The organism is Microbispora sp. H10830 (assembly GCF_014161375.1).
Taxonomy (GTDB): domain Bacteria; phylum Actinomycetota; class Actinomycetes; order Streptosporangiales; family Streptosporangiaceae; genus Microbispora; species Microbispora catharanthi.
In genome coordinates this window covers 69370-85553 of sequence record NZ_JABBWX010000014.1, presented here as the reverse complement: position 1 = coordinate 85553, position 16184 = coordinate 69370, and the positions used below count along the sequence as shown (strand labels likewise).

General features: G+C 71.5%; 14 protein-coding genes. 7 read left to right on the top strand and 7 right to left on the bottom strand.

Annotated elements, in window-relative coordinates; genetic code table 11:
* Positions 1–243: 243 nt before the first annotated feature.
* Positions 244–2658: a Tex family protein gene (locus HHX35_RS31155; protein ID WP_182902237.1), complete on the top strand. Its 2415-nt coding sequence runs from the start codon at positions 244–246 to the stop codon at positions 2656–2658.
* Between the two features lie 137 nt (positions 2659–2795).
* Here HHX35_RS31155 and HHX35_RS31150 read toward each other — a convergent pair whose 3' ends face one another.
* The 4 genes from HHX35_RS31150 to HHX35_RS31135 all read right to left on the bottom strand — a co-directional run bounded on the left by HHX35_RS31150 (position 2796) and on the right by HHX35_RS31135 (position 7809).
* The gene (locus HHX35_RS31150) at positions 2796–3113 is read right to left on the bottom strand and encodes a hypothetical protein (protein ID WP_182902236.1); all 318 of its coding nucleotides are present in this window, start codon (positions 3111–3113) and stop codon (positions 2796–2798) included.
* A gap of 340 nt (positions 3114–3453) precedes the next feature.
* Entirely contained in the window at positions 3454–4701 is a 1248-nt protein-coding gene (locus tag HHX35_RS31145; protein ID WP_259405565.1) for an allantoate amidohydrolase, read from the bottom strand.
* The gene (gene hutU, locus HHX35_RS31140; protein ID WP_310739439.1) at positions 4694–6358 is read right to left on the bottom strand and encodes a urocanate hydratase; all 1665 of its coding nucleotides are present in this window, start codon (positions 6356–6358) and stop codon (positions 4694–4696) included. Before hutU ends, HHX35_RS31145 begins: the two co-directional genes overlap by 8 nt.
* 179 nt (positions 6359–6537) lie before the next feature.
* Positions 6538–7809 (bottom strand): MurR/RpiR family transcriptional regulator, encoded by a 1272-nt coding sequence (locus tag HHX35_RS31135; RefSeq protein WP_182902234.1) that lies wholly within the window; start codon positions 7807–7809, stop codon positions 6538–6540.
* Positions 7810–7989: 180 nt separating this feature from the next.
* Between HHX35_RS31135 and HHX35_RS31130 the strand changes: the two genes are divergently transcribed.
* Positions 7990–9096 carry an MBL fold metallo-hydrolase gene (locus HHX35_RS31130; protein WP_220506106.1) on the top strand — a complete coding sequence of 369 codons (1107 nt, stop codon included), beginning with the start codon at positions 7990–7992 and terminating at the stop codon, positions 9094–9096.
* A gap of 23 nt (positions 9097–9119) precedes the next feature.
* Here the strand turns inward: HHX35_RS31130 and HHX35_RS31125 are convergent, their stop codons facing one another.
* Positions 9120–9524, bottom strand: a complete 405-nt coding sequence (locus HHX35_RS31125; protein WP_182902233.1) for an STAS domain-containing protein — start codon at positions 9522–9524, stop codon at positions 9120–9122.
* A gap of 142 nt (positions 9525–9666) precedes the next feature.
* Between HHX35_RS31125 and HHX35_RS31120 the strand changes: the two genes are divergently transcribed.
* From HHX35_RS31120 to HHX35_RS31110, 3 genes are all read left to right on the top strand, one after another.
* Positions 9667–10053: a hypothetical protein gene (locus HHX35_RS31120; protein WP_182902232.1), complete on the top strand. Its 387-nt coding sequence runs from the start codon at positions 9667–9669 to the stop codon at positions 10051–10053.
* 94 nt (positions 10054–10147) lie between these two features.
* Positions 10148–10822 (top strand): DUF6766 family protein, encoded by a 675-nt coding sequence (locus HHX35_RS31115; RefSeq protein WP_182902231.1) that lies wholly within the window; start codon positions 10148–10150, stop codon positions 10820–10822.
* Positions 10823–10933: 111 nt separating this feature from the next.
* A complete protein-coding gene (locus HHX35_RS31110) occupies positions 10934–12133 on the top strand; it encodes a hypothetical protein (RefSeq protein ID WP_182902230.1) in 1200 nt (399 codons plus the stop codon).
* A 60-nt stretch (positions 12134–12193) separates the two neighbouring features.
* Here HHX35_RS31110 and HHX35_RS31105 read toward each other — a convergent pair whose 3' ends face one another.
* Together HHX35_RS31105 and HHX35_RS31100 are read right to left on the bottom strand one after the other, a co-directional pair.
* Complete coding sequence (locus HHX35_RS31105) at positions 12194–12775, bottom strand: hemerythrin domain-containing protein (protein ID WP_182902229.1); 582 nt, start codon at positions 12773–12775, stop codon at positions 12194–12196.
* Between the two features lie 126 nt (positions 12776–12901).
* Entirely contained in the window at positions 12902–14215 is a 1314-nt protein-coding gene (locus HHX35_RS31100) for a cellulose-binding domain-containing protein (RefSeq protein ID WP_182902228.1), read from the bottom strand.
* Between the two features lie 462 nt (positions 14216–14677).
* Here HHX35_RS31100 and HHX35_RS31095 point away from each other — a divergent pair, with 462 nt between their 5' ends.
* On the top strand, positions 14678–15706 hold the full coding sequence (locus HHX35_RS31095; protein ID WP_182902227.1) for an ROK family protein: 1029 nt from the start codon (positions 14678–14680) through the stop codon (positions 15704–15706).
* A 127-nt stretch (positions 15707–15833) separates the two neighbouring features.
* Complete coding sequence (locus HHX35_RS31090; RefSeq protein ID WP_310739417.1) at positions 15834–16184, top strand: hypothetical protein; 351 nt, start codon at positions 15834–15836, stop codon at positions 16182–16184.

The window sequence follows — 16184 nt, the reverse complement described above, 5'->3', positions numbered from 1 at the left end:
ATCGCCTCGTGTCCGCGTCGAGCGACATACCGGGATCCAGACGCACGACAGGGACGATAAGCCCATCGTCCTTTCCCCTCCAATGGCCGGGTGGAGGATTCGATGGCGGTGGCATCCGACATCGCGGCCCGCACGGGTTGTCCACAGGTGGAGCGAGGGGGCCCGGCGGATCCGGCAGAATGAGAGCCTCCGGAGAGGGTGGCCCCCGGAGAGGGCGGACTCGGAAGAAGGCGGATCAGGATCGTGACCACGTCCATTCAGCAGCGGATCGCCGAAGAGCTCGGCGTGCGCGAGAGTCAGGTCACCGCGGCCGTCGACCTGCTCGACGGCGGGGCGACGGTGCCGTTCATCGCCCGCTACCGCAAGGAGGCCACGGGCGCGCTCGACGACGCCCAGCTGCGCACGCTGGAGGAGCGGCTGCGCTACCTGCGCGAGCTGGAGGAGCGGCGGGCCGCCGTCCTCGACTCGATCCGCTCGCAGGGCAAGCTCGACGAGGCCCTGGAAGCGCGGATCATGGAGGCCGACTCGAAGGCCCGGCTGGAGGACATCTACCTGCCCTTCAAGCCCAAGCGCCGCACCAAGGCGCAGATCGCCAGGGAGCTGGGGCTGGAGCCGCTGGCGGACGCGCTGCTCGCCGACCCCTCGATGGACCCCCAGGCGACCGCCGAGGGGTACGTGCGCGAGGGCGTGGCCGACGCCGCCGCCGCACTGGAGGGCGCCAGGGCCATCCTGGTCGAGCGTTTCGCCGAGGACGCCGACCTCATCGGCGACCTGCGGGAGCGGATGTGGTCCCGCGGGCGGCTGATCTCCCAGGTGCGGGAGGACAAGCAGGAGTCCGGGGCCAAGTTCTCCGACTACTTCGACTTCTCCGAGCCCTTCACCCGCCTGCCCTCGCACCGCATCCTCGCGATGTTCCGGGGCGAGAAGGAGGAAGTGCTCACGCTCACCCTCGACCCGGAGGCCGAGGAGCCGAACGACTACGAGGCGCGGATCGCCCGGCGCTTCGGCATCGCCGACCTCGGCCGCCCGGCCGACAAGTGGCTGCTCGACACCGTGCGCTGGGCCTGGCGGACCCGCGTTCTCGTGCATCTGGGCATCGATCTGCGCACCCGGTTGTGGCAGGCGGCAGAGGAGGAGGCCGTGCGCGTGTTCGCGGCAAACCTGCGCGACCTGCTGCTCGCCGCCCCCGCCGGGGCGAGGCCGACCATGGGTCTCGACCCGGGGCTGCGCACCGGTGTGAAGGTCGCGGTCGTGGACGGCACCGGCAAGGTCGTGGCCACCGAGACGATCTATCCGCACGAGCCCAAGCGGCAGTGGGACCAGTCGCTCGCGGTGCTGGCCCGGCTGGCGGCCGAGCACAAGGTGGAGCTGATCGCCATCGGCAACGGCACCGCGTCGCGGGAGACCGACAAGCTCGCCGGCGAGCTGGTCAAGCACATGCCGCACGTCACCAAGATCGTGGTCTCGGAGGCCGGAGCCTCGGTGTACTCCGCGTCGGCCTACGCCTCGCAGGAGCTTCCGGGCCTGGACGTCTCGCTGCGCGGCGCGGTGTCGATCGCGCGGCGTCTGCAGGACCCGCTGGCCGAGCTGGTGAAGATCGACCCCAAGTCCATCGGCGTCGGCCAGTACCAGCACGACGTGTCCGAGGTGAAGCTGTCGCGCTCGCTCGACGCGGTGGTGGAGGACTGCGTGAACGCGGTGGGCGTGGACGTCAACACCGCGTCCCCCCCGCTGCTGACCCGCGTCTCCGGCATCGGCGCCGGGCTGGCGGAGAACATCGTCGCGCACCGTGACGCCAACGGGCCGTTCCGCTCGCGGACCGGGCTGAAGGAGGTGCCGCGGCTCGGCCCGAAGGCGTTCGAGCAGTGCGCGGGCTTCCTGCGGATCCCCGGCGGTGACGACCCGCTCGACGCCTCCAGCGTGCACCCGGAGGCCTACCCGGTGGTGCGCCGCATCCTCGACTTCACCAAGGGCGACCTGCGCACGCTGATCGGTAACACCTCGGCGCTCCGCTCGCTGAAGCCGTCGGAGTTCGTCGACGACACCTTCGGCCTGCCGACCGTCACCGACATCCTCAAGGAACTGGAGAAGCCGGGCCGCGACCCCCGCCCGGCGTTCAAGACCGCCACCTTCAAGGAGGGCGTCGAGAAGCCGTCCGACCTGTCGGCCGGCATGATCTTGGAGGGCGTCGTCACCAACGTCGCCGCGTTCGGGGCGTTCGTCGACGTCGGCGTGCACCAGGACGGCCTGGTCCACGTGTCCGCCATGTCCAACTCCTTCGTGAAGGACCCCCGCGAGGTGGTCAAGCCCGGCGACATCGTCCGGGTCAAGGTGCTCGACGTGGACCTCCAGCGCAAGCGCATCTCGCTCACGCTACGTCTGGACGACGAGACGGCGGGCAACGGCCGCAGAGGCGGGCCGAACGGCGAGGCCCGCGACGACCGGCAGGGCGGCCGCCGCGGCCAGCCGCGCCAGAACCCGTCCCGCCAAGGCCAGGACGGCCAGAACCAGGGTGGCCAGAACAAGGACGGCAGGGGCGGGTCGGGCCGCGGCAACGGCCGGGGCTCGAGCGGCGCGCCGCTGGGCGGGGCCATGGCCGAGGCCCTGCGCCGGGCCGGTCTGGCCGATCCCGGCTCCGGTGACCGCCGCTCCCGCTGACGGTCCCACTCGATCCGGCCTCTCTCGCCCGGCGCCGCCTTCGGTGCGCCGGGCCCGCGTCCGCCGGCGACGGAAAATGCCCCGCGAGGCGATACGCGGGGCACAGGGTTGATCAGGCACGATGGACGGTCATTGGGTCACTGCTGCTGCTGTTGCTGCTGCTGGCCCCCACGGCCGTGCTGTTGCTGTTGCTGCTGTTGCTGTTGCTGACCGCCGCGGCCCTGTTGCTGCTGTTGCTGCTGTTGCTGCTGCGGTAACTTCTCCCGATGGTGGCGGTGGTGACGGTGATGGTGGTGCCGGCCGCGGCATCTGTCTCCCGGGCAGTCCCCCGTGGTGGACGGCCGGATGACCTGCTCGGTCGTGCCGGCGGCGTTGGCGGGCTGCGTCTGCATCGCGACAGGAACGACGAGGGCCGAAGCCGTCATGACGGCAGCAGCCAATGCTTCTTTGAACATGGGTATCCCTCCGTCGGCTCCGTGACGAGAAAGCGGACGACATCCGAATTTCACGGAGCTCGAATCGATCCATCGAACCCTGGATCTGGACCCTGATTCTCACGCTAGAGGCAGCAAACGCCCCAGTCACCCATCAGGGGGCAAATAAGCATTTTTGGCATCAAAAAGCAAATGGGCCCGAACGCGCGGGGATGTCTGCCTCACTCGAACAGGTCGGCGATTACGGCTTGCCAAGACCCGGAGCGAATTCTCCCGATTTGGGATTCCGATTGTCGCTTCCATGACCTCGAAGGTCCTCACGACCGCCTCCGCGTCGCCCGTGGCGAAGCCGTCCGCGCGCTCAGCGAGCCACGCCGGGGCCGTCGGCGGCCGACGTGAGCAGGTCCTCCAGGACGGCGGCGAGGGCGGCGACCCCGGCGAGGCAGTCGGCCTCCTCGGCGTGCTCGAACGGTGAGTGCGAGACGCCCGTGGGATTGCGCACGAACAGCATGGCCGCCGGGACCTCGCCGGCGAGGATGCCCGCGTCGTGTCCCGCCCCCGTGGGCAGCACGGGCGCGCCGCCCAGTACGCGCGCGACGCGGTCACGCAGGGGCACGTCGAAGTTCACGACCGCCGTGTAGGACTCCCGGATCACCTCGGCCCCCTCGGCCGCCCGGGCCGTCTCCTCGACAAGCCTGTCCAGCAGGGCGGCGTCCGGCGCCCGGCAGTCGAGCCAGGCGCTGACCAGCGACGCGATGGCGTTGGTGCCGTTGGGCTCGACCCTGATCCTGCCGAAGGTGGCCAGAGCCCCCAGGCGCTCGGCGTTCGCCCGGGCGGCCAGCACCGCCGCCGCGTACACCGGCATGGGATCGCGCCGGTCCTCCAGCCGGGTGGTCCCGGCGTGGTTGGCCTCGCCGCGGAAGTCGAAACGCCAGCGGCCGTGCGGCCAGATCGCGGAGGCGACGCCGACCGGGTGCGGCGTGGCGGCGAGGTGGCGGCCCTGCTCCACGTGCAGTTCCACGAACGCGCCGATCCGCGCGAGGCGCTCGCCGTCACGCCCGGTGGACGCCGGGTCGCGTCCCGCCCGCTCCATCGCCGCCGTCAGGGTGACGCCGTCCGCGTCGCGCAGCGCCCCCGCCGTCTCCGGGCGCACGGCGCCGGTCATCAGCCGCGATCCCAGGCAGGCGAGGCCGAACCTCGCGCCCTCCTCCTCGGTGAAGTTCACCACCGCCAGCGGCCTCCCCGCCCGGAGGCCGCGCGCCCGCAGCGCGTCGAGCGCGGCGAAGGCTCCCACCACGCCCAGCGGGCCGTCGTACGCCCCGCCGTCGGGCACCGAGTCCAGGTGGGAGCCGGTCACCACGGCGTCACCCGCCGTGGGATCTCCCAGCCAGGCCCACTGGTTGCCGTTGCCGTCGGTCTCGTACGTCAGGGCACGCTGCCGGGCCTGTTCGGCGAACCAGGCCCGGCACTCCACGTCGGCCGCCGTCCAGGCGTGCCGGCGGTAGCCGCCCGTCGCGTCGCACCGGCCCACGGGGAGCAGGTCGCGCCACATCCGGCGGAAGCCGTCCGCCACCTCCTCCGGCAGGACCCGCGCCGCCGCCTCAGACATCGGCGTCGGGGCCGGCCGGCTCCGCCTCGGCCATCGGAACGCGTACGCCGCGCTCCCGGGCGACCTCGGCGGCCCGGTCGTATCCGGCGTCCACGTGCCGGATCACGCCCATGCCGGGGTCGTTGGTCAGCACCCGGCGGATCTTCTCCCCCGCCAGCGGCGTGCCGTCGGCGACGGTGACCTGTCCGGCGTGGATGGAACGGCCGATGCCGACCCCGCCGCCGTGGTGGATCGACACCCAGGACGCGCCGGAGGCGACGTTGACCATGGCGTTGAGCAGCGGCCAGTCGGCGATCGCGTCGGAGCCGTCCAGCATGCCCTCCGTCTCGCGGTAGGGCGAGGCGACCGAACCGCAGTCGAGGTGGTCGCGCCCGATCACGATGGGCGCGGAGATCTCCCCTGAGGCGACGAGGTCGTTGAACCGCTCGCCGGCCCGGTCGCGCTCGCCGTACCCCAGCCAGCAGATCCGCGCGGGCAGGCCCTGGAACCGCACCCGCTCCCCCGCCATCCGGATCCACCGGGCCAGCGGCTCGTTGTCGGGGAAGAGATCGAGGATCGCTCGGTCGGTCGTCGCGATGTCGGCCGGGTCGCCGGACAGCGCCGCCCATCGGAACGGGCCCTTCCCCTCGCAGAACAGCGGCCGGATGTAGGCCGGCACGAATCCCGGGAAGTCGAACGCCCGGGCATACCCGGCGAGGCTCGCCTCGCCTCTGATCGAGTTGCCGTAGTCGAACACCTCCGCGCCCGCGTCCTGGAAGCCGACCATCGCCTCGACGTGCCGGGCCATCGACTCGCGGGCCCGGCGGGTGAAGCCCTCGGGGTCCTTGCGCGCCAGCGCGGCCATGTCCTCGAACGCGACGCCCAGCGGCAGGTAGGCCAGCGGGTCGTGCGCGCTGGTCTGGTCGGTCACGACGTCGATCTCCGCACCCCCCGCCAGCAGGGCGGGCACGGCCTCGGCCGCGTTGGCCACGACCCCGATCGACAGCGGGCGGCGCGCGTCCCTGGCCTCGTACGCCAGGCGCAACGCCTCGTCGAGGCTCTCGGCGCGGACGTCGAGGTAGCGGTGGCCGATCCGGCGCTCGACGCTGCGCGGGTCGCAGTCGACGCAGATCGCCACGCCGCCGTTCATCGTGACCGCGAGCGGCTGCGCGCCGCCCATGCCGCCGAGCCCGGCGGTGAGCGTGATCGTCCCCGCGAGACTGCCGCCGAACCGCTTGGCCGCGACCGCCGCGAAAGTCTCGTACGTCCCCTGCAGGATGCCCTGAGTGCCGATGTAGATCCACGAACCGGCCGTCATCTGCCCGTACATCGTGAGCCCGAGCCGCTCCAGCCGCCGGAACTCCGGCCACGTCGCCCAGTCGCCGACGAGGTTGGAGTTGGCGAGGAGCACCCGGGGAGCCCACTCGTGGGTGGTCATCACGCCGACAGGCCGGCCCGACTGCACCAGCAGCGTCTCGTCGGCCCGCAAGGTGGTGAGCTCGCGCACGATGGCGTCGTACGACGGCCAGTCGCGGGCCGCCTTGCCGCTGCCGCCGTAGACGACGAGCCGCTCTGGATGCTCGGCGACCTCGGGGTCGAGGTTGTTCATGAGCATGCGCAGGGCGGCCTCCTGCTGCCAGCCCCGCGTGTTCAGGGTGCCGCCGCGCGGAGCTCGGATGGGAGCCCGGTCGCCGGAAGCCCGGTTGTCGAGCGCCCTGTCGTGTGGAGCCCTGTTGTCGAGGGCGCCGTCGTCGAGGGCGCTGCCGCCGTCGTCGGCCACGAGGCCTCCTTCCACCCGCGCGCGCGGCGCATGGTCCCATTCAGTGAGCCCCATCCATCCTGGGTGAATGAATAGATTCAGTCAATGAGAAACACTCCACGGTCGGCTGCCGATGCCTCGAACGCCTCCAGGCGGGCCTGCGCCCCGGGCAGTTCGTCGCACATCGCCTCGAGCAGCACCCGGCCGAGCATCATCGGCCCGCACGCCGTGTCGAACACCAGGTGCGTGCCCACCGCGGCGGTGAGCAGAACGTGCGACAGAGCGGCGAGGGACGGCACCCGCCGGTCCGCGACCGTCACGACGGCCAGCCCGGCCGAGTGTGCGACCCGAAGAGCGTCCACCAGTTCGGCCGGGTAGCGCGGCAGGGCGAAGCACAGCAAAGCCGTCGCCCCGGCCGCCGCCGCCTGCTCGACACGGTCGGCCAGGAGCGACCCCGCCTCGTGCAGGGGCCGTACGTCGGGGTGTACCTTCGCCGCGAAGTAGGCGAACCCGGCGGCCTGGGCCGCGGCGGCCCGCAGGCCCAGCACCGGCAGCGGCCGCGAGGCGGCGAGCAGGCGGGCGGCCGCGGCGACGGGTCCGGGGTCGTCGAGCGACCGGGCGAGGGCGCGCAGGTTCTCGATCTCCGCCAGCACGGCCCGCCGGTATTCGGCACCGGGGCCCGTTGCCCGATCCAGGCCGGGATCGTGATCCGCGGACGCGAGATCCGCGGCGACGGGAACCTGAGGCGCCGGGCGCGCGGGCGCGAGATCCTCGGCAACGGGATCCTGAGGCGCGGGATCCTCAAGCACAGGGCGCGCGGGCGTGCCGGGTCGCGACGACGGGCGATGAGAGTCCTCCGCCGTCGTAGGAAGCGTCTCCCCGGCCCCTTCCCGGCCCCCGCTCCGCACGGCCGCAGCGCCGTCGGGGAGCCGGAGGGCAGCCGCGTGCGCGGAGGGGCCGGCATCCGGACCGGCGTCCTCCCCGTTCCGGCCGGTGCCGTCCCGTCCCCGGCCGGGCCGTACGCCCAGCTCGCGGAACCTGCGCCGGAGGCCGGGGTATCCGCTGTAGCCCAGCGCCATCGCGAAGCGGGTCACCGACGGCTGGCTGACCCCGGCCAGCTCGGCCACTTCGATGCTCGACAGGTACGGCGCCTCGGCGGCGTGCTGCGCGAGGCAGTGGGCGATCCTGCGCTGCACGGGCGTCAGTCGCTGCCCCTCGAACAGCCGCAGCAGGCGGGACGCGGCGTCGCCGTCAAGGCCGTCAAGGCCGCCGAGGTCATCGGGGACGTCGCGGTCATCGCCCTGGTCGCGGTCATCGCGGTCGTCGCGGTGGCCGGCCGGGCCGTCGTCCGCGTTGTGGCCGGTGTTCATCGTCCCCTCGCCTCGCCTCGCCTGCCCGTGCCGGGCCGTTCGGTCTGCATACTTTCATTCAACACGCAGTCTCCAGGGAGGGTTGTCCACAGGCAAGGCGCCGTCAGCGCGACCGGCCCGGAGATTGCCTAGTCTGATCGGCAGAACCCAGCAAGGAGATTGCCGTTGAAGACCGGTGGTTTGAGAAGTAGTGACCTGGGCCGTCGCGTGGGGCTCGTCGCGGGCGCGGCCGCCCTGGCGGCGGCGGTGTGGGCGGTGCGGAACGTCCCCGCCGCCTTAGGGGCGCGGCCGTCAGGCGAGCGGGCGAGTCGGGTGCGGCGCTCGAAACAGTTCCGTGACGGCGCGTTCCGCAACACGACGCCCAGTCCCATCCTCCCGCCGGGGACCAGGCAGCAGGTCGCCCGCGAGTTCCTCCGCCGGACGCAGCGCAAGCCCCGCCTGCCCGTTCCCCTGATGACTCCCGGTCCGTCCCAGGGCGGCGACCTCGACGCCGTCTGGTATGGCCACTCCTCGGCGCTGATCGAGATCGAGGGGCGGCGGGTGCTGCTCGACCCGGTGTGGAGCGAGCGTTGCTCCCCGGCGTCGTTCACCGGGCCGCGCCGTCTGCACCCCCCGCCGGTGCCCCTGTACCAGTTGCCCGAGCTCGACGCGATCGTCATCTCGCACGACCACTACGACCACCTCGACATGGACACGGTGCGCCTGCTGGCCCGCACGCAGTCCGCGCCGTTCCTGGTGCCGCTCGGGGTCGGCGCCCATCTCGAACGGTGGCGGGTGCCCGCGTCCCGGATCATCGAGCTCGACTGGAACGAGGAGGCCACGGTGTCCGGCCTCCGGTTCGTGGCGACCCCCGGCCGTCACTTCTCCGGCCGCGGGTTCCGCCGGGACCAGACGCTCTGGGCCTCGTGGGTGGTCGCGGGCGAGCGCCGGCGGGTCTTCTACACCGGCGACTCCGGCTACTTCGACGGGTACGCCGCGATCGGCGAGACCTACGGGCCGTTCGACCTGTCGGTGATCCAGATCGGCGCCTACAGCAAGGGCTGGCCGGACATCCACATGACGCCCGAGGAGGCGATCCTCACCCACCTCGACGTACGCGCCCGGGTGCTGCTGCCGGTGCACTGGGGCACGTTCTCACTCGCCCCGCACGCCTGGAACGACCCGATCGACCAGCTGTGGCGGGAGGCCAAGGCACGCGACGTGCGCCTCGTGGTGCCGCGGCCGGGCGAGCGCGTCACGCTCGACGACCCGCCGCCGGTGGACGGCTGGTGGCAGACGATCATGTGAGGAGCCGGATTCGCGCCGGCCGGTCAGTTCATCCGGGCCGTGTCGGTGTGGGCCGTGTCAGTGTGGGCCGCGTCAGAGGGCATGGCCGCCGGATGGCTCAACGCGTCGGCGCGGGTCGGATACACGGTGAGCCGCGAGATCAGGCCGAGCAGCGAGAACAGGTGGCGCATCTGCGGGCTCATCCCGCAGACGGCGCCGTCGCCGTCCTTCGGCGGCGTGCGGACACAGGCGTCGATGAGCACCCTCATGCCGGCGCTGTCGATGAACCGCAGTTTCTCCACGTCGAACAGGATGCGCGTCGCGGGACAGGCCAGGAGGGGGGCCACCTTCTCACGCAGCCGGGGGACCGTGATCACATCGAGTTCGCCGCTGAGGGTGACTAGAGTGAAGGGAGGCGACTGCGCCACCGACACCTGGAAGTCGTGCAAGGGTCCCACCTCCGCTGGTGAGACGAGCCTATCCGGACCGCTTCCGGCCTCGCCCATTTTACGCGCGACGGGTGATTAATCCCATATCGCCGACGAAAACTCTGCTCAGGTTTCACTTCCGCCCCCCGGGTAGTCGCGGTCCATGGGCATACGAGCAACGGCGGTCGTCTGCCTCGCGCTGGTCGCCACCGCACTGATCACCACAGGGTGCGCCTCGGCGGAGGGCACCTCGGTCACCTCGACGGCGGAGCGGTTCCTGTCCGCGGCAGGGGAAGGCCGGGGAGGACAGGCGTGCCTTCTCCTGGCCCCCGAGGCCGCGCGATCGCTGGACGACTGCGAGAAACAGATCGTGTCGGTCGGGCTGCGGGCGGGCGCGGTACGCGGTGTCGACGTCTGGGGCGACGAGGCGCGCGTACGGGTGGACGGCGACACGCTCTTCCTGCACCGGTTCCCCGACGGCTGGCGGGTGCGGGCCGCGGGCTGCGAGCCCCGTCCGGAGCAGCCGTACGAATGCGAGGTGAACACGTGAACGGTGCGCGCACGCTCTACGCGGTGCTGCTGGTCACGATCGCGCTGGTCCTCGCGTACGTGATCGTCGTCGGCCTGGCGGGGAGGTAGCGGCGTTGAAGCGTCTGGTCAGGGACAACGCGCTCGCGCTGTGCTTCCTGCTGCTGTTCCTGGCCACCCTGGCCGGGCAGTCGGTCGCGGGCGCGGCGGCCTTCAACGAGGAGCAGGCGGCCAACGGCGGCTCCTCCGTCACGTGGGCCGAGTACGTCACCTCGTCGAGCTTCGCGGTCGACGTCGCCGAGAACTGGCAGTCGGAGTACCTGCAGTTCTTCCTCTACATCCTCATCACGGTCTGGCTGATCCAGCGCGGCTCGCCGGAGTCGAAGAAGAGAGGCGAGGAGGGCCTGGAGTCCGATGCCGAGCAGAAGGTCGGCCCGCACGCCGCCCCCGGCTCCCCCGCCTGGGCGGCGGCGGACGGCTGGCGGCGGACGGTCTTCAGTCACTCCCTGGGCATCGCGATGGGCCTGCTCTTCCTGCTGTCCTGGCTGGCCCAGTCGGTCGCCGGCCTCGCGGCGTACAACAACGAGCAGCTCGCCCAGTTGGAGGACCCGGCCAGCTGGGGCGGCTACGTGACCTCCCCCGACTTCTGGAACCGCACCCTGCAGAACTGGCAGTCGGAGTTCCTGGCGGTCGCCTCCATGGTCCTGTTGGCGATCTTCCTGCGCGAGCGGGGCTCACCGCAGTCGAAGAAGGTCGGCGACCCGCACTCCGAGACGGCGTCCAGCGGCTGAGGGACCCCACGCCACCGGATGACAATCCCGGTCAAAGCCTCCGAATGTCCACGTTTGTCGCATTCCACGCTTTGGGTACGCCCAGCGCCAATCGTGGGGAGGAGCACCGAGATGACGTTCAATCCGCTGCAGGAGCGGGGGATACCTCTGGATCGGCAGCTGCGCAACTGGCGCGAGCTGAATGTCACGCCGATCGATCCCGACCGCGCCGATCCCTACACCCGGTGCCGGATCATCACGATGAACGGCATCGAGATCGAAGCGATCATGTTCAGCCATCATTTCGCCAGGCGCTGCCCCGACCTGGAGGTGCGGCAGCGCCTGGCGGAGGTGCGCTACATCGAGGCCCAGCAGCAGAAGGCGGTCAACTGGCTGCTGCCGGGAGTGGCCTCGGTGTTGGAGACGACCCTCGCCTACGAGCAGGTGGCGGTGGATCTGACCGCCTGGGTGGCCCGGATGGAGCCCGATCCCTATCTCAAGCAGGCCTACCAGTTCGGCGTGCTGGAGGACTTCGACCACCTGTACCGGTACGCCAACCTGTACGAGATGATCGAGCACCGCAAGGCCGAGAAGATCGTCGACCAGCTGACCGAGGTGATGCCGGGCCGGCCGACGAAGATGCACCACCGCCACCCGGCCGACAACGTCCGCGAGCACTACAACCGGGAGACGACGCAGGCGATCTCCAAACTGCACGCGTTGACCATCATGTCCGCCGAGCAGCAGACGATGAACTTCTACATGAACGTCGGCCCGATGTACATGGAGCCGATCGCGCGACAGCTCTACCAGGAGATCGGGCTCATCGAGGAAGAGCACGTCACGCACTACGAGTCGCTGCTCGATCCGGGTGAGTCGTGGTGGGAGCAGTGGCTCAACCACGAGTACAACGAGTGCTACCTGTACCACTCGTTCATGGAGACCGAGTCCGACCCGAGGATCAGGGCGATCTGGGAGCTGCATCTGAACATGGAGCTGGAGCACCTGCGGATCGCCGCGGACATGTTCCGCCAGCACGACGGGCGCGACCCGGAGCAGCTGGTGGCCCGGGAGTTGCCGAAGCCGGTGACATTCGAGCCGAACAAGGAGTACCTGCGCGAGCTGATCGCCACCCAGATCGACTACACGACCCTGGGCACCGGGTATGTCCAGGAGGCCCACGAGCGGTTCCAGCGCTGGCAGGAGCAGCTCATGGGCGGGGAGGAACCGTCCAGCGAGCGCGTCATCGACGAGAACCGCGCCAGGTCGGGCGACGAGTACCGCCTGGAGACCGAGGGCACCCACCCCCTTTACAGCCTGCGCACCCACTGAGGACGGCCCCCGGCCCGGGCCCGCGCGTACGCGTACGGACCCGGGTCGGGGATCATGTCCCTACCTGCGCAGCGCCTGCCGGATCAGGTCGCGCGCCCGATCCATGATCGCCGCGGGCGGGCCCAGCAGCAGGTTCCTCGTCATCGACTCCACCCCCGGGTGCGGACGGGTCGGGGCCATCGCCAGGGCGGCCCGGACGCCGAGCGCCATCGCCCGCCGCTCGGCCGCCGTCGTCTCGGCCCGGAGCCTGGTGAACTCGTAGCGCTCCTCGGCCCGCGCGTGCGTGAGCACGGCCATCCGCAGCGTGTTCAGCTCGGGCATGAAGCCGAGATGCTCCGGGCCCATCTCGTCCAGCCTGCGGAGCATCTCCTTGGCCTCGCGCTCCTCCTTGAGCCGGTCGGCCACCACGCCCGCTCCCCCGTCCACCCGCAGTCGGGTGTAGGGGTGGACGATCTCCTCCTCCGCCGTCTCGTGGACGGCCAGCATGCGCACCAGCCGCCGGAACGGCTCGTGGCGCGTGCCCGGCGCGGCGTGCTCCACCTCGTCGAACATGTCCCTGATCAGCCCGTGCTGGTGGACGAGCAGGTCGACGACGTCGCCTTCCTTCATCAGTTCGGGCACCGGGTGCTGCACGTCGGTCATGTCCCTCTCCCCTCGGATACGGCGCCCGGCCTCCCACGGGAGGCCGGGCGCCGGACGAAACGGGACCACGGTCGAGCCTGACCGCACTTGGCGGACACCCGGCTACTTACCCCTGGGGCTCGGTGATCAGCAGCCGATCGGGCTCGACCCCAGCGCCACGTCGTCGTACCAGATGGTGTCCGAGTCGCCGCCGTAACTCTCCCATCCGAGGCGGAACGTCGTGGGCCGCGGCGCGGTGGAGCGGCGCAGCCACTGGGCGTCCACGTCGGTGGTCGGCGTGCCGTCCACCCGCAGGCCGGCGATCTCCTGGTCGTCCAGGTACGTACGCATCGCCTGCTGCGTGGTGTCGATCTGGAAGCGCAGGCAGACCCAGCGGTTGACGGGCAGCGGGGCGCTCAGCGCGACGCCGGAGGGGCTCTGCTCGGGCAGCGTGGCGTCGTCGGACTCCCGGTTCCACTGCAGCGCGCCGTTCTGGCCGCCGATGCGCAGGTCCTTGCCGCCGTCCCTGGAGTCCGCCATCGTGATCATCGCGACGTGGCCCGCCGGGAGCGCGGTCGTGTGGCGCACCCACATGCGCCCGTACACGACGGGCGAGACGGCGGAGACGTTCTTGGTGGTCGCGGCGAAGATGTGGTTGCAGTAGTTGCCGCCGCCGTTGATCCGCAGCGACCTGCCGCCGCTGTGCACGGTGGCGGTGTCGATCGTGGCGGTGCCGGTGCCCGAGCAGTTCGGGGTGGTCACCTGCCACTCACCCGACGGCGTGCCCGACTGGTCCTCGAAGCCGGAGCAGACGACCAGTCCGGTCCCCGAGCAGCCGGACGGCGACGGCGTCACCGAAGGACTGGGCGAGGGGGACGGCGAAGGCGAAGCGGACGGTGAAGGCGAAGGGGACGGTGATGAGGAAGGCGACACCGAGGGCGAAGGGGACGGCGACGGCGAGTGGTCCACCGTCGGCGACGGGGTCGGCGACGGCGAGGGAGAGGAAGTGCCGCCGCACGGCACGCCGTTCAGCGACCAGTCGGACGGCGTCGTGAGGCTGCCCGACCAGGTGCCCTGGAACCCGAAGTCGGTGGTGCCGCCCGTGGCCAGCGAGCCGTTCCAGCCGACGTTGGTCGCGGTCACGGTCGTGCCCGACTGGCTGACCTGGGCGCTCCAGGCGTTGGTGATCTGCTGGCCGGCGCCCGCCGTCCAGCGCAGCGTCCATCCGCTGACCGCCGAGCCGAGGTTGGTGAGCCGCACCGACGCGGTGAAGCCGCCCGGCCACTGGTTGGTCGTGTAGTCCACCTTGCAGACGGGAGCCGCGGTCGCGGGGCCGGGCACCAGCACGACCACGAGGCCGGCGACCAGCGCGGCCAGGGCCGCGACCAGGCGCGCCGCCGGAGAGCCCGGCAGGCCTCGGGCGGCGGGGCGATGCCCTCGGACGGAACGGAACTGCTTCATGCGTACCTCGATTTCTGCGCATCTGCTCGTACGGCACGCCACCCGGCTCGGGCGTCCCGCCCTCCTGCCGGAACGAGCATGGACAGGCGAGGTCAGGCGCTCCCGCTCGGGGCCGCGGCCACTGGGACAGATGGGTCGCGACGCTGCGGCCCCCGGACGCAGATGTTTTCTCCGGGTCGCGGAACGGGTCAACGGACGCCGCCGCTCCCGGGCCGGTCGCGCCCGAGCGGCGACGACGCCCGCGCAGCTCACGGGCACGACATGGGCCGGAGACGGCCGGGCGCGGGCGGCGGCGCGAACTGAATCTTTCACCGTGGGCACCCCGGGCGCGCCCTCGCCCCCGGGCCCCTGCGCACCCGCGCACGGCACGCGCCCCGCCTGTCCGGCCCCGGCCGGTGCCCCCGAGCGCCCGACTCTCGTAGTCTTCGCACTGACACGCGCGAACGCAAAGGACAACCCCCAATGGCAGATGCAGGGTCCTGGGTCGTCGTCGGGCTCGACAACGGCGGCACAAGCAACAACGCGACCGTTCTCGACGCCTCAGGGCGGTTCCTCGTGGACCGGATGGTCGAGACCCCCAGCCTCGTACGGGAGGGTCCTGAGGTCGCGGTCGAGCAGCTTCTGCTCGCCCTCGACAACGTGCTGGAACTGACCGGCACACCGCGCTCCACCGTGCGCGCGGTGGGCCTGGACACCCCTGGCCCGGCCAGCGCCGACGGCGTGATCTCCTCGAAGGGCGCGACCAACTTCGTCGACCCGGGCTGGTTCGGCTTCGACTTCCGCGGAGCCCTGGAGTCCCGGCTGGGGCTGCCGGTCGTCTACAACAACGACGGCAACGCCGCGGCCCTCTACTCCCACCACGTACGCTTCGGGCCGGACGCCTGGCAGCACTCGTCGGTCTCGGCGATCGTCGGCACCGGCCTCGGCGGCGGCGTCATCCAGTCGGGACACGTGGTGAAGGGCGCCGCCGGAATGGCCGGCGAGCTCGGGCACGTCCACATCCCCCTGCAGGGCCTGCTGGAGGACGGCCAGCCGCTGCCCGAGTGCAACTGCGGCTTCGTCGGGGACGCCGAGAGCGTCGCCTCGCTGACCGGCATCGAGAAGAACCTGCTGCCCTACTGGCTGACCCGCTTCCCCGGCCACGAGCTCCACGGGGTCGAGCCCGCCGGGAAGGCCGCCAAGCTGCTGCGCGGTTACGGCGAGAACGGCGACCCGCTCGCGCTCAAGGTCTTCGAGCAGCAGGCCATGGCCATCGGCAGGCTGTTCACCGTCGCGGCCAACTTCACCGACCCGGACGCGTACTTCCTGGGCGGCGGGGTGGTCGAGGCGGCCCCGCACTTCCGCGAGTGGTTCCTGGAGAAGGTCCGCGAGCACACCCTGCTGCGCGAGGAGCAGCGGCGGGTGGCCACGGTGACGCTGGTCGAGGACCTCGACATGGCCGGCGCCCGGGGCGCGGCGCTCGCCGCCCTCGCCGAGATCGTCGGCCGCTGACACCTGTTCACGATCGGGCCCGGCCACGGCGAGTGATCTGGACGGATCACCCGCCCGGCCGGGGTCCGGTGAGCGGAACGTCCAGAGCGGGTTGCGAATCTCGTTCGGTTCGGCACGATGCGGACTCGTGAACGACACAGACCTGCTCAACGGCCGCCGCTTCGTCATGATCAGCTCCACGGCCGGCACGGTGGACGCCGACGCGCCCACCGAGTTCGCGTACGAGGAGTCGGGCGGCGTCATCTGGGGGCACTACACGGGCGACACCGTCATCCACGGGCGGTTCGTCGGCACCCGGGACGCCGACCGCATCGAGCTGTCCTACGTCCATCTGCTGAAGACCGGCGAACGCGCGAGCGGCCGGAGCACCAGCCGCGTCGAGACGGCCGAGGACGGCCGGCTGCGCCTGGTGGAGGAGTTCCAGTTCGAGGGCGACGACGCCACCCACGTCAGCGTCTGCGCCGAAGTGGTCTCCTGA